23 protein-coding genes and 1 pseudogene are annotated in these 20,660 nt (G+C 62.5%); 9 read left to right on the forward strand and 15 right to left on the reverse strand.

The features are described from left to right. Nucleotide 1: 1 nt before the first annotated feature. Nucleotides 2–256 carry a molybdopterin converting factor subunit 1 gene (gene moaD / locus HHL25_RS08365; RefSeq protein WP_169588996.1) on the forward strand — a complete coding sequence of 85 codons (255 nt, stop codon included), beginning with the start codon at nt 2–4 and terminating at the stop codon, nt 254–256. A gap of 87 nt (nt 257–343) precedes the next feature. Next, nucleotides 344–805, forward strand: coding sequence for a molybdenum cofactor biosynthesis protein MoaE (locus HHL25_RS08370; RefSeq protein WP_169588998.1), 462 nt, complete (start codon nt 344–346; stop codon nt 803–805). A gap of 6 nt (nt 806–811) precedes the next feature. Here the strand turns inward: HHL25_RS08370 and HHL25_RS08375 are convergent, their stop codons facing one another. Both HHL25_RS08375 and HHL25_RS08380 read right to left on the reverse strand, forming a co-directional pair. After that, the gene (locus HHL25_RS08375; RefSeq protein WP_169589000.1) at nt 812–1,561 is read right to left on the reverse strand and encodes a class I SAM-dependent methyltransferase; all 750 of its coding nucleotides are present in this window, start codon (nt 1,559–1,561) and stop codon (nt 812–814) included. A gap of 151 nt (nt 1,562–1,712) precedes the next feature. Beyond that, complete coding sequence (locus HHL25_RS08380) at nt 1,713–2,606, reverse strand: branched-chain amino acid ABC transporter permease (protein ID WP_169589002.1); 894 nt, start codon at nt 2,604–2,606, stop codon at nt 1,713–1,715. A gap of 60 nt (nt 2,607–2,666) precedes the next feature. Here HHL25_RS08380 and HHL25_RS08385 point away from each other — a divergent pair, with 60 nt between their 5' ends. Further along, complete coding sequence (locus HHL25_RS08385) at nt 2,667–3,218, forward strand: CGNR zinc finger domain-containing protein (protein WP_169589004.1); 552 nt, start codon at nt 2,667–2,669, stop codon at nt 3,216–3,218. After that, nucleotides 3,215–3,724, forward strand: coding sequence for a hypothetical protein (locus HHL25_RS08390; protein ID WP_169589006.1), 510 nt, complete (start codon nt 3,215–3,217; stop codon nt 3,722–3,724). Before HHL25_RS08385 ends, HHL25_RS08390 begins: the two co-directional genes overlap by 4 nt. 73 nt (nt 3,725–3,797) lie before the next feature. On the opposite strand, the gene ndk is transcribed toward HHL25_RS08390, so the two are convergent. After that, nucleotides 3,798–4,220 (reverse strand): nucleoside-diphosphate kinase, encoded by a 423-nt coding sequence (gene ndk / locus HHL25_RS08395; RefSeq protein WP_169589008.1) that lies wholly within the window; start codon nt 4,218–4,220, stop codon nt 3,798–3,800. A 171-nt stretch (nt 4,221–4,391) separates the two neighbouring features. Between ndk and HHL25_RS08400 the strand changes: the two genes are divergently transcribed. Together HHL25_RS08400 and HHL25_RS08405 are read left to right on the forward strand one after the other, a co-directional pair. Further along, nucleotides 4,392–5,252, forward strand: a complete 861-nt coding sequence (locus tag HHL25_RS08400) for an AraC family transcriptional regulator (RefSeq protein WP_169589009.1) — start codon at nt 4,392–4,394, stop codon at nt 5,250–5,252. 42 nt (nt 5,253–5,294) lie between these two features. After that, nucleotides 5,295–5,843 carry a YbhB/YbcL family Raf kinase inhibitor-like protein gene (locus HHL25_RS08405; protein WP_169589010.1) on the forward strand — a complete coding sequence of 183 codons (549 nt, stop codon included), beginning with the start codon at nt 5,295–5,297 and terminating at the stop codon, nt 5,841–5,843. A 21-nt stretch (nt 5,844–5,864) separates the two neighbouring features. On the opposite strand, the gene HHL25_RS08410 is transcribed toward HHL25_RS08405, so the two are convergent. Then, the gene (locus HHL25_RS08410; protein ID WP_169589011.1) at nt 5,865–6,548 is read right to left on the reverse strand and encodes a glutathione S-transferase family protein; all 684 of its coding nucleotides are present in this window, start codon (nt 6,546–6,548) and stop codon (nt 5,865–5,867) included. 166 nt (nt 6,549–6,714) lie between these two features. Here HHL25_RS08410 and HHL25_RS08415 point away from each other — a divergent pair, with 166 nt between their 5' ends. Further along, a complete protein-coding gene (locus tag HHL25_RS08415; RefSeq protein ID WP_169589671.1) occupies nt 6,715–7,224 on the forward strand; it encodes a DinB family protein in 510 nt (169 codons plus the stop codon). A gap of 479 nt (nt 7,225–7,703) precedes the next feature. On the opposite strand, the gene HHL25_RS08420 is transcribed toward HHL25_RS08415, so the two are convergent. From HHL25_RS08420 to HHL25_RS08445, 6 genes are all read right to left on the reverse strand, one after another. After that, complete coding sequence (locus tag HHL25_RS08420) at nt 7,704–8,960, reverse strand: putative Na+/H+ antiporter (RefSeq protein ID WP_169589012.1); 1,257 nt, start codon at nt 8,958–8,960, stop codon at nt 7,704–7,706. Nucleotides 8,961–9,125: 165 nt separating this feature from the next. Beyond that, entirely contained in the window at nt 9,126–10,151 is a 1,026-nt protein-coding gene (dmpG, locus tag HHL25_RS08425; protein ID WP_169589013.1) for a 4-hydroxy-2-oxovalerate aldolase, read from the reverse strand. Between the two features lie 10 nt (nt 10,152–10,161). Then, nucleotides 10,162–11,073 carry an acetaldehyde dehydrogenase (acetylating) gene (locus HHL25_RS08430; RefSeq protein WP_169589014.1) on the reverse strand — a complete coding sequence of 304 codons (912 nt, stop codon included), beginning with the start codon at nt 11,071–11,073 and terminating at the stop codon, nt 10,162–10,164. Between the two features lie 17 nt (nt 11,074–11,090). Then, on the reverse strand, nt 11,091–12,374 hold the full coding sequence (locus HHL25_RS08435) for a TRAP transporter large permease (protein WP_169589016.1): 1,284 nt from the start codon (nt 12,372–12,374) through the stop codon (nt 11,091–11,093). After that, the gene (locus HHL25_RS08440; protein ID WP_169589018.1) at nt 12,371–12,853 is read right to left on the reverse strand and encodes a TRAP transporter small permease; all 483 of its coding nucleotides are present in this window, start codon (nt 12,851–12,853) and stop codon (nt 12,371–12,373) included. The genes HHL25_RS08435 and HHL25_RS08440 overlap by 4 nt, the downstream gene beginning before the upstream one ends. Nucleotides 12,854–12,978: 125 nt before the next feature. Then, nucleotides 12,979–13,986 (reverse strand): TRAP transporter substrate-binding protein, encoded by a 1,008-nt coding sequence (locus HHL25_RS08445; RefSeq protein ID WP_169589020.1) that lies wholly within the window; start codon nt 13,984–13,986, stop codon nt 12,979–12,981. A 213-nt stretch (nt 13,987–14,199) separates the two neighbouring features. Between HHL25_RS08445 and HHL25_RS08450 the strand changes: the two genes are divergently transcribed. Then, on the forward strand, nt 14,200–15,597 hold the full coding sequence (locus tag HHL25_RS08450; protein WP_169589022.1) for an FAD-binding oxidoreductase: 1,398 nt from the start codon (nt 14,200–14,202) through the stop codon (nt 15,595–15,597). 183 nt (nt 15,598–15,780) lie between these two features. On the opposite strand, the gene HHL25_RS08455 is transcribed toward HHL25_RS08450, so the two are convergent. Continuing rightward, the gene (locus HHL25_RS08455) at nt 15,781–16,569 is read right to left on the reverse strand and encodes an IclR family transcriptional regulator (RefSeq protein WP_169589024.1); all 789 of its coding nucleotides are present in this window, start codon (nt 16,567–16,569) and stop codon (nt 15,781–15,783) included. 213 nt (nt 16,570–16,782) lie between these two features. On the opposite strand from HHL25_RS08455, the gene HHL25_RS08460 reads away from it, so the two are divergent. Then, on the forward strand, nt 16,783–17,043 hold the full coding sequence (locus HHL25_RS08460) for a hypothetical protein (protein WP_169589026.1): 261 nt from the start codon (nt 16,783–16,785) through the stop codon (nt 17,041–17,043). Nucleotides 17,044–17,233: 190 nt separating this feature from the next. Here HHL25_RS08460 and HHL25_RS23800 read toward each other — a convergent pair. The 4 genes and pseudogenes from HHL25_RS23800 to HHL25_RS08475 all read right to left on the reverse strand — a co-directional run. Beyond that, nucleotides 17,234–17,353, reverse strand: a pseudogene (locus HHL25_RS23800) (HPP family protein); the annotation flags it as partial. Between the two features lie 711 nt (nt 17,354–18,064). Further along, a complete protein-coding gene (locus HHL25_RS08465) occupies nt 18,065–18,865 on the reverse strand; it encodes a M55 family metallopeptidase (RefSeq protein WP_169589028.1) in 801 nt (266 codons plus the stop codon). Further along, entirely contained in the window at nt 18,862–19,899 is a 1,038-nt protein-coding gene (locus HHL25_RS08470; protein WP_169589031.1) for a DmpA family aminopeptidase, read from the reverse strand. The genes HHL25_RS08465 and HHL25_RS08470 overlap by 4 nt, the downstream gene beginning before the upstream one ends. Nucleotides 19,900–19,916: 17 nt before the next feature. After that, entirely contained in the window at nt 19,917–20,660 is a 744-nt protein-coding gene (locus tag HHL25_RS08475) for an amino acid ABC transporter ATP-binding protein (RefSeq protein WP_169589033.1), read from the reverse strand.

Genomic DNA, 20,660 nt, shown 5'->3' on the forward strand with positions numbered 1-20,660 from the left:
GATGGTGAAGCTCGTCTATTTCGCCTGGGTGCGCGAGCGGATCGGCAAGGGCGAGGAAGAACTTGAGCTTCCGCCGGAGGTGAAGACTGCGGGCGACCTGATCGCCCATCTCGCCACACTGGGCGAGGAATACGAGAACGCGCTGCAGTTTCCGAAGGCGATCCGGGTTGCGATCAACCAGGAACATGTCGAGCATGACGAGCCGATTGCAGGCGCCCGCGAGATCGGCCTTTTCCCGCCGATGACGGGCGGCTGAACGGATGCGGCCGGAAAGCCCGTCTGTTCCGGTTCGTGGTAGCACGCCGGTTGCACTGCGACGCGACAAGACCGGAGGATTTCAGAGATGACCCCGCTCACCGTTCGCGTCCAGTCAGAGGATTTCGACCTTTCCGGAGAAAGCCGGACACTGACCGAAGGGCGCGCCGATGTCGGTGCCGTGGTCTCTTTCGTCGGCCTTTGCCGCGACGAGGCGGGCTCACTCTCCGCCCTTGAACTCGAGCACTATCCCGGCATGGCGGAAGCCGAGATCCGCCGTATCGGCGAGACCGCCATCTCCCGTTTCGGCCTCCTTGGCCTGACCGCCATCCACCGCCACGGCAAAATAGCGCCGGGCGAGCAGATCGTGCTGGTCATCGCCACGGCACCTCATCGTCAGGCGGCCTTTGACGGCGCCAACTTCATGATGGACTACCTGAAGACCTCGGCACCCTTCTGGAAGAAGGAGCACCGAAAGGATGGCTCCAGCGGCGACTGGGTCTCGGCCAAGGATGCCGACGACCGCGCGCGCGACCGCTGGATGGACTGAGCCCGGCTACATTCGATAGATGTAAAGCCGCGTCTTGCGGCCGTCGTTGACGTCGACCATCGCATAGGGCGGCTGGTCCGGTACCGCGAAACTGTTGCTGACGAAGAGCGTGCCCGGTCGCATCTCGGCCTTGGCCTTGGCGAACATCTTCGGCATCGGCACCGGCGACAGGAAGCAGTAGACGACGTCGTGAGCCGAAAGGTTCTCGTCCCATATGTTGCGATAGACGAATTCGGCGTTCGGTAGATTCTGAAATCTCAACCTCAGCTTGGAAGCCAGGTAGACGAGAGGCGCGGTTTCGACGCCCCGGACACGCAGCTTCGGATGGGTGCGGGCCAGGAAGGTCACGACTCCACCCATGCCGCTGCCGAGGTCGACGAAGGACTTTGCGCCGTGGTCGGCGACGATCCCGCTCAAGGAACGCCAGGTCTTGCGGTTGGTGAGATAGAGCGGCACCTGTTCGGAGGCGCTGTTCCAGTAGATCAGCGCACAGACCGCGAAGGCCGCGAGATAGGCCCAGGCCGGGACGACGGCGTTGAAGGCGACGGCGAGCGGAAGAAGGATCTGGATCGGGATCCAGAAGGCCGACAGGCCGAGAAGCCTGCCCAGCAGCGCCGCGGCAAGGCCCTGGGCAACCAGCAGAAGCGGCCCGGCAACGGGAAGATATGGCCGAAGATAGAGCACGAGCGCTAGGACCAACCCTTGCGACAGGGCCACCTTCAGCCAGGGAAACAACTGCCGGCGAATGCTGTTCATGGCGTCCGTTGCGCTTTGATGGTGTCTGGTCACGGACCGGCTCGACCGGTTCTTCTCCGACATAAAGCGCGCGGCACTGCCGCCGTCAATCGCATCCCCCTCCACTCTCCACGGGAATGCGCCACGCCTGCCTACAATCCGGCGTCTGACCTCAGATCCGAGCCTCGCGGCGGAAGAGGACGGCCAGCAGGATCAGTACCGAGAAGAGCGCGACGTCGCGCCAGACCAGGGGAAGATAGGAGCTCCAGAAGGTTTCCGCGGCCCCGTAGCACGCGGCCCCCAGAGCCGATCGCAGCGGCACCGCATAGCCGCCGATTGCGGCGACCAGTACGACCTTCAGGCCGAACATCATGCCGGACGAAAAATCCATCGTGCCGTAGTAGGAGGTGGCGAGCACGCCGCACACCGTCGCGACGAGTGCGGCCGAGAGGTAGGACAAGGTGAACACGGCATCGGAGTCGATGCCCGTGAGCCGGGCCGCATCCGGATCGTCGGCCACAGCACGCCACACTCGCCCGGCCCGTGTGCTCTCCAGCAGAAGATGGCCGATGACGACGAGGCAGGCCATGATTGCCGCATTGCCGATCTGGATCACGGTCAGCCCCACCTCGAAAGCGCCCTGCCGAAGGAAGATGATCCGGGCGTTGAGGAAGGGCGACAACCAGAGTTCGCGGCTGTCCATGGCCAGGCGCATGGTCTCGGAGAGCAGGATCAGCAGGGCGAGCGACGCGACGATGACCGCGTTGGGCGAATGCCTGTGCAAGGGCCGCATCACGTATCGCGCGATGCCGGCTGCGGTCACCAGCGTGTAAAGCAGGGACAGGGCGGCCGCGAGTGCGAGCGCCGCCGGCAGGATGAGAAGCAGGCGATCCCAGGCGAACTGGGCAAACAGCAGGAAGACCTGACCGGAAAAGGCGAAGAGCGCGCCGTAGGTGATATCGGGGCGGCGCGTCATGCCGAAGATCAGCGCATAGCCGAAGGCCAGCGCCCCATAAAGCGCGGCGATCGGCACGGCATTCACGAGTTGCTGCGCAAGATAGATCATCATCGCCTCCGCGCGCATTTTATAACTGGTAAAAACCGTTTTGCCAGTTATAATTTCATCATGACCTTTTCATGGACACCCCATCGTTTCGCCGGGGGCGCGCTTGCGCTCGATGTCGCCAACAGCGTGATCCTGCGCTTCGACGATACGCGACGCATCGACCGTTTCTCCGAGCGCGAACAACTGCGGGCGTTTCCCGCCGCGGCCGAGGCGTTCTCCGCCGAACGGGCGCTCTTCGGCCGACTGGAACCTGTCACCGAGGAGAACACCGAGGGTTTCATCCGCCTGCGCGAAGCGATCGACCGGCATTTTCGCGCCAAGGTGGCCGGACTGGATGACCGAACTAGCCTCGCCGACCTGCTCGATGCGACCGCCGCCATGCTGCGGGCTGCAGGATCGGAAACCGCACTGGAGGCGGCCGTCGCCCATTCCGCCCTCCGGCTCATCTCGATGCCGGAGGAGGATCGCCTGAAGATCTGCGGCAATTGCGGATGGCTGTTTCTCGACAAGAGCCGTAACCGGAGCCGCACCTGGTGCGACATGGCGGTGTGCGGCAACCGCATGAAGGCGCACCGCCACTATCAGCGCAGCCGCAAGGAGGGCACGCAATGACGAAGGGCCGGAACATGCTGTCGCTCGTCCTTGTTCTCCTGGTGCTTTCGGGCTGTCAGCGCGAGGATGCGGAAAAGCCGCTGGTCGTCTCCGGCAAGGTGTTCATCTTCAACTACCGCGTGGCCCAGGCAACGGCCGTGATCACGCTGGCACGTAACGGCACGCTGCCTGACGACAGCTATGTGGAGACGACGTTCGAGAATCCGGCGGGCGGCGCACCCCATGTGACGAAGTCGAGGATCTTCCCCTTCTGGAAGAAGGTCACGCTCGAAAGTCCGCCGATGCGCTGCGTGCGCAAGGACCACCCTTACGCGGTGTCGATCCGGATCGTCGACGGCGGCGGACGGCAGTTGCAGGCTATCGACACGACCGTCGTCTCAAGCCTCGACCAATCCATCCTACCGACGAAACCGCTGGTGATCGGGCCGGTCTACACCAAGAACCCGGAGGTTTTCAAAGTCGATGGCAGCGTCGATTACGCTCAGGACACCGCCTGCCCGAAATGAAAAAACCGGGGCCTCTCGACCCCGGTTCTTTCAATATTCGCAAGGCCTTGAGAGGCCCCGCTCAAAGCCTGATTCAGCCGACGATTTCGGTGTCCGCGAACCAGTACTTGATTTCCTGGGCAGCGGTTTCCGGGGCGTCCGAACCGTGAACCGAGTTCTCGCCGATCGACAGGGCGAACTGCTTGCGGATCGTGCCTTCGGCGGCCTGGGCCGGGTTGGTGGCGCCCATGATCTCGCGGTTCTTGAGGATGGCGTTTTCGCCTTCGAGGACCTGAACGATGGTCGGGCCCGAGGTCATTCCTTCAACCAGTTCGCCGAAGAAGGGACGTTCCTTGTGAACGGCGTAGAAGCCTTCAGCTTCGCGCTTGCTCATCCAGACGCGCTTGGAGGCGACGACGCGCAGGCCGTTGTCCTCGAAAACCTTGGTGATGGCGCCCGTCAGGTTGCGCTTCGTTGCGTCCGGCTTGATCATCGAAAAGGTGCGTTCAATCGCCATCGGTGTAGTCCTTTTGTCTTATGGGAAAGTGGGCGGTTTCTACCCGCCTCAAGCCCTGAAAACAAGGGGTGTGGACGAATTTCACGCCAGCGTCATACTATTCGCCGCCATCCGGCGGCAATGCCGGCCGAACGACGGCAATTACGACAGGCCAGCCAACGGGAGCAGTCCATGCAGAGGTTTTCCGAGAGTGCGCAGCGCTCCTTGCGCGCATTGCCCGAGCTCGCCGTTCATTGCTCGATCCTGCAGGCATCAACGGGCCAGTTCCGGCAGTTTCTGATCGACCAGCCGGCCATCATCCTTGTTCGCCATGGATGGAAGCGGGTCCTGACTGAGCAGGCAGAAGTGACGGCACGCCCCGGCGAGGCGATCTTCCTGCCGCAGGGCCTGGAATGCACGGTGATCAACGGAACCGGCGAAACCGGCGCCTATCATTCCGACGCCTATGCGCTCGCGTCGGGGCTCGTGGCGCTTTATGCCGATCCGAGCCTCAAGCCGACCGGCGAGCCGACCTTGCTCGAACCGGATCAGGGGCTGCTGGGCGCACTCGACCGCGCGGGCCAGACGATCGCGCAAGGGGCGAAGACGGACACCTCAGTGCATCGCCATGTTCTCGGCGAACTGGTCATCCGGCTGCAGGCGGTCGGCATCGGCCTTCTGCCCGACAGCCGCGAGAGCCTCGCACTGCGCATCCGGGAACTGGTGCGCACCGATCTCGCAGCAGACTGGCCGGCAGGCAAGGTTGCCCATGCGGTCGGCATGAGCGAGCCGACGCTGCGGCGCAAGCTTGCGCTCCTCGGAACGAACCTCACCGACATCATAGCGGATGTGCGGATGAGCGCAGCCCTCGGGCTGCTGCAGGCGACGGAACTGCCGATCAACCGGATCGCCCTCGATGTCGGTTATGAATCCGCCTCGAAGTTCGCGGCCAGGTTCCGGGCCCGGTTCGGCCTCTCGCCCCGCGATATCCGCGTCCCGGGGGATGAGCGCTCCGGAGCAGACTTCGAGCGTCCCAGAGCCGCGGCGGAGTGATCCTGGGACTAGTCTCGGGCTCCAGATCGAAAGGAGCCCAGCATGTCATTCAAAACCTTCATTGCGGTCGCGGGACTGACCACACTCTGCAGCGTCCCTGTGTTCGCGGCCGACTTCACGCTTGCAAGCCCCGACATCACCGACGGCGGCAGGCTCGGCGAGGCACAGGTCGCCAACGCGTTCGGCTGCGCAGGCAAGAACGTGTCGCCGGCGCTTACGTGGCAGAATGCGCCGGCCGGCACCAGGAGCTTCGCCGTCAGCGCCTATGATCCCGATGCGCCGACCGGTTCCGGCTTCTGGCATTGGGTGATGTTCAACATCCCGGCAGACACCGCCGGACTTGCGGCGGGCATCACGCCCGACAGCGGCGCGCCGAAAGGAGCGGTTCAGAGCCGGGCCGATGCCGGCTTCGCCAGCTATCTCGGCGCCTGCCCGCCCCCGGGCCAGTCCCACCGCTACGTCTTCACCGTCACGGCGCTGTCGGTCGACAAGCTGGAACTCGACCAGAACGCAAGCGGCGCTCTCATCGGTTTCATGACGAACGCAAACGCGCTCGCCAAGGCGTCGATCACCGTCACCTACGGCCGCTAAGCCGACCCGGTCCGGCGTTTCTCAGGCGACCGCCCTGGCCCGCCCCTCATAGAGGTCGAGGCAGCGTTCGAACCAGAGGCGCGCCGGATCGTCCTCGGCAAGATGTACCGATCCGGTGGTGATGCGCAGCCATTGAAGCGCACCGAACGGGATGTAGTCGGCAAAAAGCGGGCTGTCGCCACCGATGAAGGGCTGGAATTTCAGCATGTGCCGCAAGGGCTCGAGCTTGGCGGGAAAGGCCGCGATCTCGGCCGCACGATCCGGTGCCACTTCCTCGAGCGGCTTGCCGAACCGTCCTTCGCGGTTGGTGCGGAAATAAGCCTGGTCGGCCGGTGCCAGCATGCCGTGGATGTCGAGAAGCGCAATGCGGGTGATCGCCGTATGGAGGACCATCTGCGAGTACCCCTCGACAAAGCGCGAAAGGGCCTTGCCGCCCTCGCCGCGGAAGAGCGACGGGCGATCCGGATAGGTCTCTTCGAGGTAGAGAGCAATCGCAAAACTGTCGGCGACCCTATGCTCGCCGTCACGCAGCAGCGGCACGAGCCTGGTTGCGCCATTTTCGACCTTCGGGATCTCGGTGAAGGGCAGCGGAACTTCGGAGAAATCGAGCCCCTTGTGGCGCAGTGACATGACGGCCTTCCAGCAATGGGGCGAAAACGGGCGTGCGCTGTCCGCACCGCAAAGGCTGTAAAGTGTTCTGGGCATCGATCATTCCTCGTGAAGACGGCCGCCGCCGACGGCAGCCTGAAGCGCGTGCATTCGAGGCGAGAATTTGGCAACAATCAAATCAGGAAATTTCATGGGTGATATCACCCCCACTTGCCATATTTCCGGCTAGCATGCCGGCAGCCCCCTTTTCGGAGACAACATGATGCGTCCGCATTTCCAGATGTTCGCCGCCTATAACCGTTGGGCCAACAGCCTGCTCTACGAAGCGGCCGGCCAACTCGACGAGGACGAACTGCACCGCGACGCGGGCGGCTTCTTCGGTTCGCTGTTCGGGACGATGAGCCACATCCTCGTCGCCGACCGGATCTGGATGCGGCGGTTCACCGGCGAAGGCCCGACCTACTCCGCACTCAACGTCCGGCCCTACGACACCCTGGCGGATCTTGCCACCGCCCGCGCCGCGGAAGACGAGCGGATCGCCGGCTGGATCGACACGCTGACCGACGAGAAGCTGAACGCGACGTTTTCCTATGTTCCGGTGAGTAATCCCGTTCCAATAAGCCACCGGCTTTCGCCGGCACTTTCCCATTTCTTCAACCACCAGACCCACCACCGCGGCCAGGCGCACATGGGCCTAACGGCTTTGGGTAAGCCAAGTATAAGCCTTGATATGATCTATTTCCTTCGCACCGCTGGCAAAGTTTGGCTCTAGCTACTCGCCACTGGCGCAGTCTTGTAACGCTACACGGCAAAACAAAACCAGCCTGTCGAGAACATCAACGGCTTTCCTAAGGTTGAATAGCGCCTCGAAAGTCTGCAAAAACTCGGGCGTTGTCTTGCCTGCCGCTATGAAAATGCAATGGCATGTATAGGGCGCGCGCACTACCAGTGTCCCAGAAAGACTATGGGAGGGTAGCCGATCAGTGGCAGTGAACTCACCCCGCGCTGTTGTCCATGTGGCAGCACTACCTGGGCGGTGAGCTCATGCGGCGACCACCTCCGTGGGCAAATGCCGAAGCGGGCACGCAGACCGCCAAGACAGCGGCAAGAGCAATTCTCGTGATGATTTTGATGGCTTCCCTCTACCGGGGGACCTTGCCCCAACTCTTATCCAGTCTTGCGCTCGCTCCGGCGGTTCTTAGACGGGCACCCCGATTTTCAATACCAATGCAATGCAGACGGCATCCCGTTTCAGAGAAGCCAGAAGACGACAATGGCCATCAGCGTTGGCGGTGTCGCGGCTGCCAGCAGGCCGAACGGGTTGACCGTGTCGTCCTCGAAGTGATTTTTCAGGATCGAAAGTCCGGCAGGGTTGGGTGCATTCGCGATAACGGTCAAACCTCCACCAGTTACAGCACCGGCAACAAGCGCGTACTTGAACTCATCCGTCAGCCCCTCCACCAGCGAGCCAAGATAGGTAAGCGCCGCATTGTCGGTGACTGCAGTCAGCGCCGTCGCACCGAAATAGATCGCGTCGGAATTCATGCTCATCAACAGCGGCTGCAGCCACCATTGCTGCTGTCCACCAAGCACCACCAGCCCGGCGAGAAAAAACGCGACGAGCAGTCCCTCACGCAGCATCAGACGGTCCTGATGGGCACGGTATGCCTGGGTGACGCCGAGGAAAAACAGGAAGAGCGCGAGGAACACCGCCGGATGATGGGAGAAGGCCACCACCAGCGCGAGGAAGGCGAGATGCACCGCGATCAGCGGCACCGGCACCCGGTTGGCCACCGTTTCCGAGCCGGACGGCAGGGCCGCAAGCTCCTTGCGGAAAAGGAAGGCGAGAAGTCCGGCATTGAACGCCGTCGCTAGCGCCGAACGCCAACCGAAGGTTTCCAGCATGAACGGCATGTCCCAGTTCCATTTGCCGGCGACCATCAGGATCGGCGGAGCGGCAAAGGGCGTCAGCGTGCCGCCGATCGAAACGTTGACGAAAAGGACGGCAAGGGCCGCATATTTCAGCCGAGGCGAGATGCCGCGCGAAAACGTGCCGGCGGAAAGGATCATCGCGCCGACGGTCATCGCGGCCGGCTCGGTGATGAAGGAGCCGAGAAGCGGCACGACGAACAGCACGGTGAAGAAGGAGGCGATCTGCGGGCGCACCGGCAAGATCGAGGCGATGGCCTTGACCACCGCCTGGCTGAACTGCAGCACTGGCCGCGTCGCTGCGATCACCATGATGGCGAAGACGAACATGGGTTCGGCGAAGTTTCGCCCGTCGAGATAGTGGGTGGCGGTTTCAGAACCATCGATGGCGAACATGAAGAGCATCATCACCATCGCCCAGAAGCCAAAGACGACCTCGACCTCGGCCAGGAGGTGCCAGACACCCCCATGCCGGGGATCGCTATGGGCCAGCCTTTCGAACAGCTTGACCGAGAATGTGTGCAGGATCGCGACCGCAAACAACGCTGCAGCGATCAACTGGATCGTGGTCGGGTTCAATATCCAGCTCCATTTCCCTGAGGTCGAAAGCCCCTCGATATTCTCGAGCCTTCTTGCATTGCCGGCGGATGCGGCAGACGGAACGCTTAATTCCTCGATCGACACTTCGCAACGGCATCACCGCTGCGAAGTGTGATATCCGGGTTTATCCAGATGGCCCGGGGGTCAGGCCTTTGCAGCGCGCGACATCGTCAGCGCCAGGTCCTCGATCATGTCTTCCTGACCGCCGACCATGCCGCGGCGGCCGAGTTCCAGGAGCAGATCGCGGGCAGGAACGCCGTAACGCTTCTCGGCGCGCTCGGCGAACAGCAGGAACGACGAGTAGACGCCGGCATAGCCGAGAACCAGCGAGCCGCGGTCGACGCGGATCGGACGGTCCATCATCGGCACGACCAGATCCTCGGCGGCGTCCATGATCTTGAAGAGGTCGACGCCGGTGATGGCGCCCATACGCTCGAACACCGCGACCAGCAGTTCGGTCGCGGCATTGCCGGCGCCGGCGCCAAGGCCTGCGATCGCGCCGTCGATGCGGTTTGCGCCCGCGGCCACGGCTGCTACCGAGTTGGCGATGCCCATGCCGAGGTTGTGGTGACCGTGGAAGCCGAGTTCCGTCTCCGGCTTGAGCGCTGCGCGAATGGCGGTAATGCGAGCGGTTACGTCATCGGGCAGCATGTGGCCGGCCGAGTCCGTGCAATAGACGCAGTTCGCGCCATAGCTTTCCATCAGAAGTGCCTGCTCGACCAGCTTTTCGGGGCCGGCACGATGCGACATCATCAGGAAGCCGACGGTATCGAGGCCGGTCTTGGCGGCGTAGGTGATGTGCTGTTCGGCGCAATCGGCCTCGGTGCAGTGGGTCGCGACGCGCACGCCGGAGATGCCGCAATCCATGGCGCGCTTCAGGGTGTCCACGGTGCCGATGCCGGGCAGGAGAAGCGCCGAAACCTTGGCCTTCTTCATGTGCGGGATGACGGCCGAGAGGTATTCCTCGTCGGTTGCCGCCGAGAAGCCGTAGTTCACGGAAGCGCCGCCCAGCCCGTCGCCATGGGTCACCTCGATCCAGGGCATGCCAGCCTCGTCGGCGGCCTTGGCGATCTCGACCATCTGCTCGATGGAGATCTGGTGGCGCTTGGCATGCATGCCGTCGCGCAGGCTCATTTCGTGAAGGGTGATCTTGCGTCCTTCGATGCTCATTTCAATCTCCTCAGCCGCGTGCCGGCAGGGTGAAGACGCCGTTGCCGGCTTCTTCCGCGAAAAGTTCGGCGGTGCGCAGGGCTGCCGCCGTCATGATGTCGAGGTTGCCGGCATATTTCGGCAGGAAGTCACCAAGACCTTCGACCTCGAGGTAGATCGACACGCGCTTGCCGTCGAAGACCGGGCCGTTCACCACCTTGTAGCCGGGCACGTACTTCTGCACTTCAGCGGCCATGGCCTTCACGCTTTCGATGATTGCGGCCTGGTCGGGTTCACCTTCGGTGAGCACATGCACGGTGTCGCGCATGAGGAGCGGCGGTTCTGCCGGATTGACAATGATGATCGCCTTGCCGCGCTTTGCGCCGCCGGCCTTCTCGATGGCATGCGCCGTGGTGCGGGTGAACTCGTCGATGTTCTTGCGGGTGCCCGGACCGACCGAACGGGAGGAAACGGCCGCGATGATCTCGCCATATTCCACCGGCTGCACGCGGGAGACCGCAGCCACCATCGGAATGGTAGCCTGGCCACCGCAGGTGACCATGTTGACGTTCATCTCAAGACGCTTGGCATGATCGGCGAGGTTAACCGGCGGAATACAGAAGGGGCCGATTGCCGCGGGTGTCAGATCCACCATGATGACGCCAAGCTCGTTGAGCTTGCGGGAGTTTTCCGCATGGGCATAGGCGGACGTTGCATCGAAGGCGACGCGGATGTCGTCGGCGATGACGTGATCCAGCACGCCGTCAACACCGGTCGCACAGGTCTTGATGCCCAATTCGGCCGCTCGCTTCAGGCCTTCCGAAGCCGGGTCGATGCCGACCATCCAGACCGGCTCCACCCATTGCGAGCGTTGCATCTTCATCAAAAGGTCGGTGCCGATATTGCCCGGCCCGATGATGATCGCCCTGAGTTTCTTGCTCATCTTGCGTATCCTTTACATTACATTCCGAAGAGGGCCGGCAGCGCCAGCGAAAGTGCGGGCACGTAGGTAATGACCATCAGCACGGCGATCATCACGATCATCGGCGTGATCGCGCCCTTCACCACCGTCTCGAGCGAGAGGCCGGAGACGCGCGAGGCGACGAACAGGTTGACGCCGACGGGCGGGGTCACCATGCCGATCGCCAGATTGACGATCATGACGATGCCGAAATGTTCCGCGCTCACCCCGAGAGCCGTCACCAGCGGAAGCAGGATTGGGGTCAGGATGATGATCGCGGCAATGGTCTCCATGAAGGTACCGACGATCAGCAGGATCACGTTAATGGCGAGCAGCAGCAGCCATGCCTGATCCACCGCCGAAGTGATGGCGTTTGCCAGCATCACCGGCACGCCTTCGATGGCGAGCGCACGGCCGAAGATGGTGGCAGTGCCGACGATCAACATGATGGTGGCCGAGGTCAGGCCGGAGCCGGCGAAGATCTTGTAGAGATCCTTGAGGCTCAGTTCCTTGTAGACGAAGGTGCCGACCACGAAGCCGTAGATCACGCCGACGGCTGCAGCTTCCGTGGGGGTGAAGATGCCGCCATAGATGCCCCCGAGAATGATGACCGGCACCATGAGCGCCCACTTGGCATCATTGAGGACGGCCAGCATCTCGCGGCCCGAAGGGCGGTAGTCGCCCGGCTTCTGGCCATCGCGCCTTGACTGCCACCAGGCATAGGCGATGAGGGCGAAGCCGATCAGCAGGCCGGGCACCACGCCGCCCATGAACATCTTGGAAACCGAGACATTGGCGGAAGTGGCGTAGATGACCATCGGGATCGACGGCGGGATGATGACGCCGAGCGAACCCGAGCAGGAAATGAGGCCGGAGGAGAAACCCGGCTTGTAGCCGTCCTTGGCCATGGCTGGCAGCAGGATGGTGCCCACGGCGGCAACCGTCGCCGGGCCGGAACCGGAAATTGCAGCGAAGAAGATGCAGGTGACGACCGCGATGATGGCCATGCCGCCCGTGTAGCGGCCGAAGAACATGCGCCCGACATTGATGAGACGCTGCGACAAGCCGCCCTGCCCCATGAGATCGCCGGCGAGAATGAAGAACGGGACGGCCATCAGCGGAAAGCTGTCAATCGAGGTCACGAGACCCTGAGGAACATAGGAGCCGGAAACCTTCCCCGACACGATAAGCGCCAGCGTCGAGGCGATACCCAGCGAGATGGCGATCGGAACGGAAAACAGCAGGAGGACAGCGAGGAGACCGAAGAGAATGAGCGAGATCATTGGGTCGCTCCTTCCCGGGAGCTGCGCAGGTCGAGCACTACGGCCTGCAGCAGACGAAGGACCACCAGCAGGAAACCGGTGAAGGGCGCCAGATAGATGATGCCCATCGGAATGCCGAGGGAGGCGGACTTCTGGCCAAAGCGGAAGGTCTTCTCGACCATAAACCAGCCCTGATACATGACGAACAGCGCAAAGGCGCCGAAGACCAGATGCGTCAGTACCCGGACATAGATCTGGCCGGTGCGCGACAGGAGATCGGTGCCCATGGTGACGCGGATATGGGCGTCCTTGCGAACTGCATAGGCGACGCCGACATAGGTCGCCCAGATGAAGAAGTAGCGTGACAGCTCTTCCGACCAGGAAAGCGAAGCGCCCATCACGTAGCGCATGAAGATCTGCACTCCGATCAGGATCGACATCAGAGCCATCAGGGCTACGACGATCGCCTCCTCGAAATGCTCATCGATGAGTTTGAGCATGAGTCTCTCCCGCGCCACGCGGGGACCGGCCCCGGGCGCTGCCTGACGCATTGACGGTCAGTGCTGTTGTTCGAATGGGATTGCCCGGCGATCATTGCTCGCCGGGCATTTCATTTCCGGGCGCTTTACTGCGCTGCCGCAGCCAGCAGGCGGTCCACCAAGTCGGCGCCGGCCTTCTGCTTCACCAGTTCGACGATCGGGGCGGCCTTATCAGAGAAGGCCTTCAGTTCTTCCGGGGTCAGAGTCGTGAACTTGACCTCGGTCATGGCTGCTTCAGCCTTGTCGTCGGCTTCTTTGGCGAGGCCGCGCTGGTAGGCGGTGGCATCCTTGACGGCCTGGTCGAAGATCGCGCGATCCTCGGCGCTCAGGCTGGCGAGCTTGTCCGGATTGGCGAGCAGCGGCCACGGCGAGTAGATATGGTTGGTCTTCGAGATGTATTTCTGCACCTCGTTGAACTTCATGTCGTAGAAGAGATTGATCGGACCTTCCTGCGCATCGAAGGTGCCCTGCTGGAGCGCGGTGAACAACTCGTTGAAGGCGAGCGGAGCGGGGTTTGCGCCTTCGGCGCGCCATGCCGCGATATGCACCTCGTTTTCCATGGTGCGCATCTTCAGGCCAGCGAGGTCATCCGGGGAACGGATTTCCTTCTTGTTGTTGGTCAGCTGGCGGAAACCATTCTCCCAATAGGCGAGGCCAACCATGCCCTTGTCGTCGAGCGACTTCAGGATCTCCTGGCCGACTTCGCCGTCCAGCACCTTGTAAGCCTGCTCACGGTTCTTGAACAGGAAGGGAACGTCGAAGGCGAAGAACTGCGGGGCGAACGAGGCGACCGGAGCCGAGGAGACGAAGGTCAGATCGACATTTCCGAACTGGATGTTTTCGGTCAGTTCCCGTTCGCCGCCAAGCTGCGAGTTCGGGAAGATCTCGAGGCCGATGCGGCCGCCGGACTTTTCGCGCAGTTCCTTGTCGAGGAATTCAAAGGCCTTATGGCCCGTCGAGCTCGGCGCCGAGGCGTGGGCGGCGCGGAAGACGATTTCAGGCTCGGCCTGTGCGGCGGTGCCATACGAAACGGCCACGGTAAAGGCGGCAACAAAACCTGCGCGCAGAACCTGCGCGGCATTCATAAGTGACATGTCTGTCCTCCCAATGGTGCGGAAAACCCGATCGGTTTCCGGTTTTTCAGCCGGGCACTTCAAAAGTGAAGCTGGACGCAAGGCCAATGCCTCCGCTCCTCCCCAGCGCCACGAAATAAACAGACACAGATTTTTTTGTCAAATAGTAAAATCAGTTTGCAATATGTGAGAATTTTCGCCAGTAAATCGCGAAAAGCGGACTGGGAGGACACGATGCAATCCGAAAACCCGAAAGCAGCACTCATTGCCGCCCTTCAGAAGGCCGTCGGCGCTAGCAACCTGAAAGTCGGCGGAGACGTACCGGAAGCGGCACTTCGCGACTGGAGCGACGAGCAGGGCGGCGTGCCCTTGGCGCTGGCGACGCCGCGCGATACCGCGGCTGTTGCCGCTGTGCTGAAGCTCTGTCACGAGTTCTCGACGCCCGTCGTGCCACAGGGCGGTCGGTCGGGTCTTGCCGGTGGTGCTGTGCCAAGCGAGGGCGCGGTTCTACTGTCGCTGGCCGGTCTCGACAGCATCGAGGAAATCGACACGGGCTCCGGTCTGATGGTGGTCGGCGCCGGCTGTGTTCTCCAGCGAATCCAGGAAGCGGCACATGAGGCAGGCTTCTTCTTTCCTCTCGATCTCGGCGCGCGCGGTTCCTGCCAGATCGGCGGCAATATCGCCACCAATGCCGGCGGCAACCGCGTCATCCGCTACGGCATGACGCGCGATCTCGTCCTCGGCCTCGAGGTCGTGCTGGCGGACGGCACGATCCTCTCCATGATGAACCGCATGCCGAAGAACAATGCGGCGCTTGACCTGAAGCATCTCTTCATCGGTTCGGAAGGCACGCTCGGCGTCATCACCGGGGCGGTACTGAAACTGCATCCGGGCGTGGGCGGGGCGAATGCGGCGCTGGTGGCCGTGCCCGATTTCCAGGCGGCGGCAGGCCTTCTCCGTCATGCCCAGCGCACGCTTTCAGGCCGCACCACCGCATTCGAATTGATGTGGAACGATTACTATCAGGCGGTTCTGGCCGAGACAGGACAACGGGCGCCGGTTACGCGGGATCATCCCATCTATGCGCTGGTCGAGATGCAGGGTGCCGATCCGGACGGCGACCGACCGGTCTTCGAAGGCATGCTCGAATCCGCATTCGAGGCCGGGCTGATATCAGATGCTGCGGTTGCCCAGTCGCAGCGCGAGGTGGAGACCTTCTGGTCTTTGCGCGACGGCATCGCCGAGATCCTGTCCCGCCGCGCGCCCACCATCAATTTCGATGTTTCGGTTCCGCTCTCGCGCATAGGAGACTGCGTGGAAGAAATCCGCGCCGCGCTGGCGGCGGCCTTCCCTGCCCTGCAGGTGATCTTCTTCGGCCATGCCGGCGACAGCAATATCCACCTCGTAGCCGGCCCGATTTCGGAGATCGACCCGACCGGCCACCGTATCGAGAAAACGGTCTACGAGATCATTCGCACCTATGGCGGCTCCGTCTCGGCCGAGCACGGTATCGGCCTGCACAAGAAGCCGTGGCTCGCCTACAGCCGCTCGGAAAACGAACTCGCCATGCTGCGACAGATGAAGGCAAGCCTCGATCCGAAGGGTATTCTCAACCCCGGCAAGGTGCTCTGAACCAAGACCGCCAGACAATTTCGCTGCGGCTGATACCGGGGCGCAATCTTGTCCGGACAGGAGTTGTTTTCGGCAGGAATTGCCCCGGTCACCGGCGAAGACAGCATCGTCTTCGTCTCCTAACCTTTTGTTTTCATGAAACTCTGGGCTAGAGGGCGCATGACATGCAACTATAGGTCGGCCTCAGCCTGTTCGCGCACCAAGTTCGGAAGAAATGGCACGCGCCACACGCTGGACCTCGGGTACCAGGTCTCGCATGCGGGACGGCGGCATGAATTCGAGCGTGGAGGAGACGGAGATCGCGGCGACCACCCGGCCGGTCGCATCACGCAAAGGAGCGGCGACACAGCGAATCGACGGCTGGTCCTCGCCGAGATCGTAGGCGTAGCCACCGGACCGGTAGTTCGACATCTGCACGAGCCAGTCTGCCTCCGTCATGTTTCCGGGCAAAAGCTGATGATCGCGCCTGTATAGCTCGCACAGGACCGTTTCCGGCTGATCCAGCATCAGCGCCTTGCCGACACCGGTCGAAATCACCGGTTTTCGGCCACCGATGCGCGAACTGATCTCGACAGGGCGCGAGCCGCGCAACTTGTCGAGATAGGCCACTTCCAAGCCCTCGCGCTGTGCAAGGTGGACGGTATCGCGCGTGAGCCGCGACAACTCCTCCAGGAACGGCCGCGCCACCTGAACCAGATCGATCCGGGAATAGGCGGAAAAGCCGAGCTCGATAAGGCGCGGCCCGAGCCCGAACTCCCGCGCGTTGTCCGCCTTGAGGAAGCGTCGCTCCAGAAGCACCGAGACGATACGATGTACGGTACTGTAGGTCAGTCCGGTGATGGCGGCGATTTCCTGGATCGTGCGGGGCTTGTCGGCCACCGCATCGAGAATATCGAGCCCGCGCAGCAGGGTTTGGCTGCGGGGAGCCTTCTGCTCCTTCTCCTCGTCAAACACATCGATCTTTTCCGCCATCTTAAGCCCCTCGAATCCTCACCCTTCTAAACGGCGACGAGGAAAGGTTCCAGAGGAACTCGTCAGGTCGGCGATCGTCGGTCAAATCGAACAGGGTCCGCAAGTCGGTTGGTACCGAAGACACATTCGCAAATGACTTCTATGCGATCCGCTGAGTCAGCGTAGGACTCGGGGCGCTCATCCCAAAAGATGTGGGGATATTGCGAGACAAGCGTGATCGTCGCGGAGACCATCACCCTGAAGGTCAAATTTGCGGACGTCAACCAGATCAGCCGCGGCAAAGCCGCTCCAGCGCCTTTCCCCGTGATGACCGCGCCCGGCGAACGCTGGACCTTCTGCTTGCGCCGCCCTTGCCGTGCCACAGGGGCATCCGCCTGTTCGGCGTCGCGCTTTCGGGGCTTGAACGTGGCCAACACGGAACAGAACCGCAATTGCGATGGGCGTTCCAGACTGCAAAGCGATCTGTCTTCATAATATTATCATTGAAACACCCCTGCAAAGAGTTGAACGCTCGAATGACAGCGGCCAAACCTATCCTGTGCGCAGGCTAACGGCCATCGCCCGACCAAGATCCTCTACACCTTTTGCCTTCGCTCTGTTGGTGCTGCATCTATGCTCTCGCACCCATCGATTTTCCCGCAGCTCTTTCGACGCAAACCTGCACTCAGGTCCCCTGCCCTTCGCCGGTCATGATGCCGGCGGCTGAATTGGAGAGGCTTTGTGCGAGTGTCGCGAGTAGATCGGTCTGCGAGATGATGCCACTGACGCGACCGTCATCGTCGACTGTCCGCCCCTTTCGCTTATCGATGGTTCATAAAGTCGAGCCTCGAACATCTCCCGGAGAAGACGCAGCACGAACCACCCCGCGCCGTCTAGATCATTGAGGAGGAGTTTGCCGACGCGCTCAACGGCGCAAGCGTCGCTCCGGTCGTCGAAGAACGCAGGACTGATGAGACGCGAGTACATCGCGAAACTCTGCTTCTACATATCGGCACGGACCACGTTCAAGGCTGCCGCCCTGCCCAAGGGCACTCGTTGAGATCGACGCAATCGTCTGCTTGTAACGCCTCGGCTGAAGATGGTTACCGGGCACTCAGACACCTCGATTGCCAAGTCGCGCAACGTGTCCGCATGAGGAGGCGATTCGATGAACGGCCTGTCTCGAGTGATCTGTGGGTCACCGGGGGGGGCCAGGCGGATTTCGACGATCTTGTTATCGGTTTGCGCACCCACCGATACGAGGCCGGCAAAGCCGATGCCATTGCGTGTGCGCGCTCAACACCAGCGCGCAGCTCAGGCTACCGCTGTGCGGGCCGACGAATATCCCGCCTCTCGCCAGATCCTGTTCCGCAAAGGCCGCAGAGGCCGTCCGGGTCGGAAACCTTTGGGGATTGACGCCGATGCCGGAGGGTCCGACCGGCTGACCAAGAACGCCAACCGGCTGTTTAGCCATTTCCCAGGTCATGAGCTCGGCACCAAAGGCGTCTGCCCTTGCTCAGGCGGTGAGAAACCGCAACGCCCGCTGGATCTCGAAGAAATCCGCCGAACGGTAGGCGACGGTTCTCGGGCCGGAAATCTCGGCGCCCGGATACCACGATGCGCGCCAGGCATCGGTCGGATTGGTGAACTCGATCATCACCTCGAAGGCCCCCTGGGGCGGCGCAACGGCTCCCGAGGGAAGTGACGACAATGCGGCGGCGACCCCTTCGCGGATCGCCTCGCAGGCGCGGCTGGGCGCGATCGACAGCGCCGCCCGGCCGAAGCCCTCCAGGGTCTCCACCGTGGCGATGCCCGGGACGAGACGGCGGGCGTCGGCGCAGATTTCTGTATCACCAGACAGGAACACTGAAGGCACCCCATGGCGCCGCGCAACGAGGGCGTTGACAGTGAACTCGGAGGCAACCTCGCCATTCAGCAGAAGCCGTGAAATGCGCAGCGTCGTCGTATGCGCCAGGGGATTGGCCTCCGATCCGGCCTTGGCGTGGTAGCCGGTATAGAGCGCGGCCGCGAATTCCGGACCGAGGCCGAACATCATCCCGTCCGGGTGACCGGACCAACCGCGCATGATGCGCACATAGTCGGGCAGGCGTTCGACGATGATGTTGCGGCCGCTGTCATGCGCGTCCTTGATCACGACCTCGGACGCCCCGGCCGACCGTGCGCCCTCGCAGGCGGCCAGAACCTCATTGGTCATCAGGCGGCGGAAATCGGCATAATCGGCGTGGGTGCGCTCGGCCTCGTCCCAATCGGCGATACCAGCCGTTCCTTCGATGTCGGCTGACAGAAATACCTTCACGATGCGTTCTCCCTCGCCCAATCCGCCAGCGACGGATAGCGTTTTCCCGTGCGTCCGATCTCTGTCGGTGCGGCACAGAGCGCGTTCAGCACCGCCTCCTGAGTCGCCTCTGCCGCTGCCCTAAAGGGCAGATCGATCAGATTGTCGTCGATCGCCGTGATCGAGCGCAAGGCCGGACCGTCATGGGCGACCGTATCGGCGGTGGTGAAGGCGAGGACGATGTCGCCCGAACCGTGCCCCCAGAAGGCGCCAAGCCGGGCCAGACCGGCACCGGCGCGCCGGGCGACGCGCTGCAATTGCCGATCGGAGAGCGGCAGGTCGGTCGCCAGGACAACGATGACGGACCCCTTCTCCTCCCGGCTTACCTGCCGCGGATCGGGACGCCGCCCGTCCGGTAGCACGAGATCGCCTGCCCGACCGAAGTTGGCGAGCACCAGCGTCCCGAGCGTGAAGTCCCGCGCGGCCACATGCATGAGCCGGGACGCGCTGCCGATGCCAGCCTTGAAGCCGAACGCCGTCATGCCCCGCCCGGCCCCGATCGCCCCCTGCTCAACGGGGCCGTCATGCGCCACGGAAAGAGCCGCGAGTGCGTCTTCAGGCTGAACGGACAGTGCCTGGATATCGTTGATCTGGCCGTCATTGCATTCGCAGACGACCGGATTGACCGTGGAGGTTTCCCGACCGATGGCCGGATTGTCGGCAATCGCCCGGCGGATCAGAGCTTCGCTGCAGGCGGCAACACCAAATGTGTTGGTCAGCAGGATCGGCGTTTCGATGGTGCCGAGTTCGGCGACCTGCACCAGGCCTGCCGACTTGCCGAAACCGTTGATCACTTCGGCAGCGGCCCGCACCTTCTCACGGAAGAGATCCCCGGCATGCGGGATCACTGCCGTCACCCCGGTCGCCAACCCGTCGCCCGAGAGCGTGCGATGCCCGACGCGTACGCCCGGCACGTCGGTAATCGCATTGTGTTTTCCGGGGTTGAGGCTGTTCTTGCCATCCGCCCATAGTCCCAGCTCACGCGCTGTCACCATCCGCCGTACTCCTTTACTTACAACCGCCCGGCCTTCTTGAGGCTGCGCAGGAAAGCCTGTGTGCGCTCGCCTTGCGGATCGCCGAAGATCTGGGCCGGTGGCCCCTGCTCATAGACCTTGCCGGCCTGCAGGAAGCAGACGCGATTGGCCACCTCGCGCGCAAAGCCCATCTCATGTGTCGCCAGCAGCATGGTCATGCCGCCTTGCGCAAGGTCTCTTACGATATCGAGCACCTCCGACACCAGTTCCGGATCGAGCGCCGAGGTGATTTCATCGAGAAGAAGCACCATCGGGTTCATCATCAGCGCCCGAACGATCGCCACCCGCTGCTGCTGCCCGCCGGACAACCGGTCCGGATAATCCCCGGCCTTGTGGCTAAGCCCGATCCGCTCAAGGAAAGCCATCGCCTTTTCCTCTGCCTCGCGCTTCGGCATGCCCAGCACCTTGGTCGGCGCCAGCATGGTGTTTTCCAGCACCGTCATGTGAGGGAAGAGATTATAGCCCTGAAACACGATACCAATGTCGCGCCGCAGCCGGTCGAGATCGACACCGGGCCCGGTGATGCGGTCGCCATGGATGCGGATCTCACCCGACGCGATCTCCTCGAGCCGGTTGATGCAGCGCAGGAGCGTAGACTTGCCGCAGCCGGAGGGGCCGATCAGGCAGATCACCTCGTGCTCGTCCACGCTCAGCGACAGGTCCGAGATGACCTCAAGTGTACCGTAGCGCTTGGTGATGTGATCGATTTCCAGAATTGCCAT

Source organism: Rhizobium terricola, from assembly GCF_012927355.1.
Lineage (GTDB): Bacteria > Pseudomonadota > Alphaproteobacteria > Rhizobiales > Rhizobiaceae > Allorhizobium > Allorhizobium terricola.

Bases quoted from the DNA above. Each gene is read 5' to 3' on its own strand.
- moaD (WP_169588996.1), top strand. From the start codon at position 2: ATGGTGAAGCTCGTCTATTTCGCCTGGGTGCGCGAGCGGATCGGCAAG.
- HHL25_RS08370 (WP_169588998.1), top strand. From the start codon at position 344: ATGACCCCGCTCACCGTTCGCGTCCAGTCAGAGGATTTCGACCTTTCC.
- HHL25_RS08375 (WP_169589000.1), bottom strand. From the start codon at position 1,561: ATGAACAGCATTCGCCGGCAGTTGTTTCCCTGGCTGAAGGTGGCCCTG.
- HHL25_RS08380 (WP_169589002.1), bottom strand. From the start codon at position 2,606: ATGATCTATCTTGCGCAGCAACTCGTGAATGCCGTGCCGATCGCCGCG.
- HHL25_RS08385 (WP_169589004.1), top strand. From the start codon at position 2,667: ATGACCTTTTCATGGACACCCCATCGTTTCGCCGGGGGCGCGCTTGCG.
- HHL25_RS08390 (WP_169589006.1), top strand. From the start codon at position 3,215: ATGACGAAGGGCCGGAACATGCTGTCGCTCGTCCTTGTTCTCCTGGTG.
- ndk (WP_169589008.1), bottom strand. From the start codon at position 4,220: ATGGCGATTGAACGCACCTTTTCGATGATCAAGCCGGACGCAACGAAG.
- HHL25_RS08400 (WP_169589009.1), top strand. From the start codon at position 4,392: ATGCAGAGGTTTTCCGAGAGTGCGCAGCGCTCCTTGCGCGCATTGCCC.
- HHL25_RS08405 (WP_169589010.1), top strand. From the start codon at position 5,295: ATGTCATTCAAAACCTTCATTGCGGTCGCGGGACTGACCACACTCTGC.
- HHL25_RS08410 (WP_169589011.1), bottom strand. From the start codon at position 6,548: ATGCCCAGAACACTTTACAGCCTTTGCGGTGCGGACAGCGCACGCCCG.
- HHL25_RS08415 (WP_169589671.1), top strand. From the start codon at position 6,715: ATGCGTCCGCATTTCCAGATGTTCGCCGCCTATAACCGTTGGGCCAAC.
- dmpG (WP_169589013.1), bottom strand. From the start codon at position 10,151: ATGAGCATCGAAGGACGCAAGATCACCCTTCACGAAATGAGCCTGCGC.
- HHL25_RS08430 (WP_169589014.1), bottom strand. From the start codon at position 11,073: ATGAGCAAGAAACTCAGGGCGATCATCATCGGGCCGGGCAATATCGGC.
- HHL25_RS08435 (WP_169589016.1), bottom strand. From the start codon at position 12,374: ATGATCTCGCTCATTCTCTTCGGTCTCCTCGCTGTCCTCCTGCTGTTT.
- HHL25_RS08440 (WP_169589018.1), bottom strand. From the start codon at position 12,853: ATGCTCAAACTCATCGATGAGCATTTCGAGGAGGCGATCGTCGTAGCC.
- HHL25_RS08445 (WP_169589020.1), bottom strand. From the start codon at position 13,986: ATGTCACTTATGAATGCCGCGCAGGTTCTGCGCGCAGGTTTTGTTGCC.
- HHL25_RS08450 (WP_169589022.1), top strand. From the start codon at position 14,200: ATGCAATCCGAAAACCCGAAAGCAGCACTCATTGCCGCCCTTCAGAAG.
- HHL25_RS08455 (WP_169589024.1), bottom strand. From the start codon at position 16,569: ATGGCGGAAAAGATCGATGTGTTTGACGAGGAGAAGGAGCAGAAGGCT.
- HHL25_RS08470 (WP_169589031.1), bottom strand. From the start codon at position 19,899: ATGGTGACAGCGCGTGAGCTGGGACTATGGGCGGATGGCAAGAACAGC.
- HHL25_RS08475 (WP_169589033.1), bottom strand. From the start codon at position 20,660: ATGGCAATTCTGGAAATCGATCACATCACCAAGCGCTACGGTACACTT.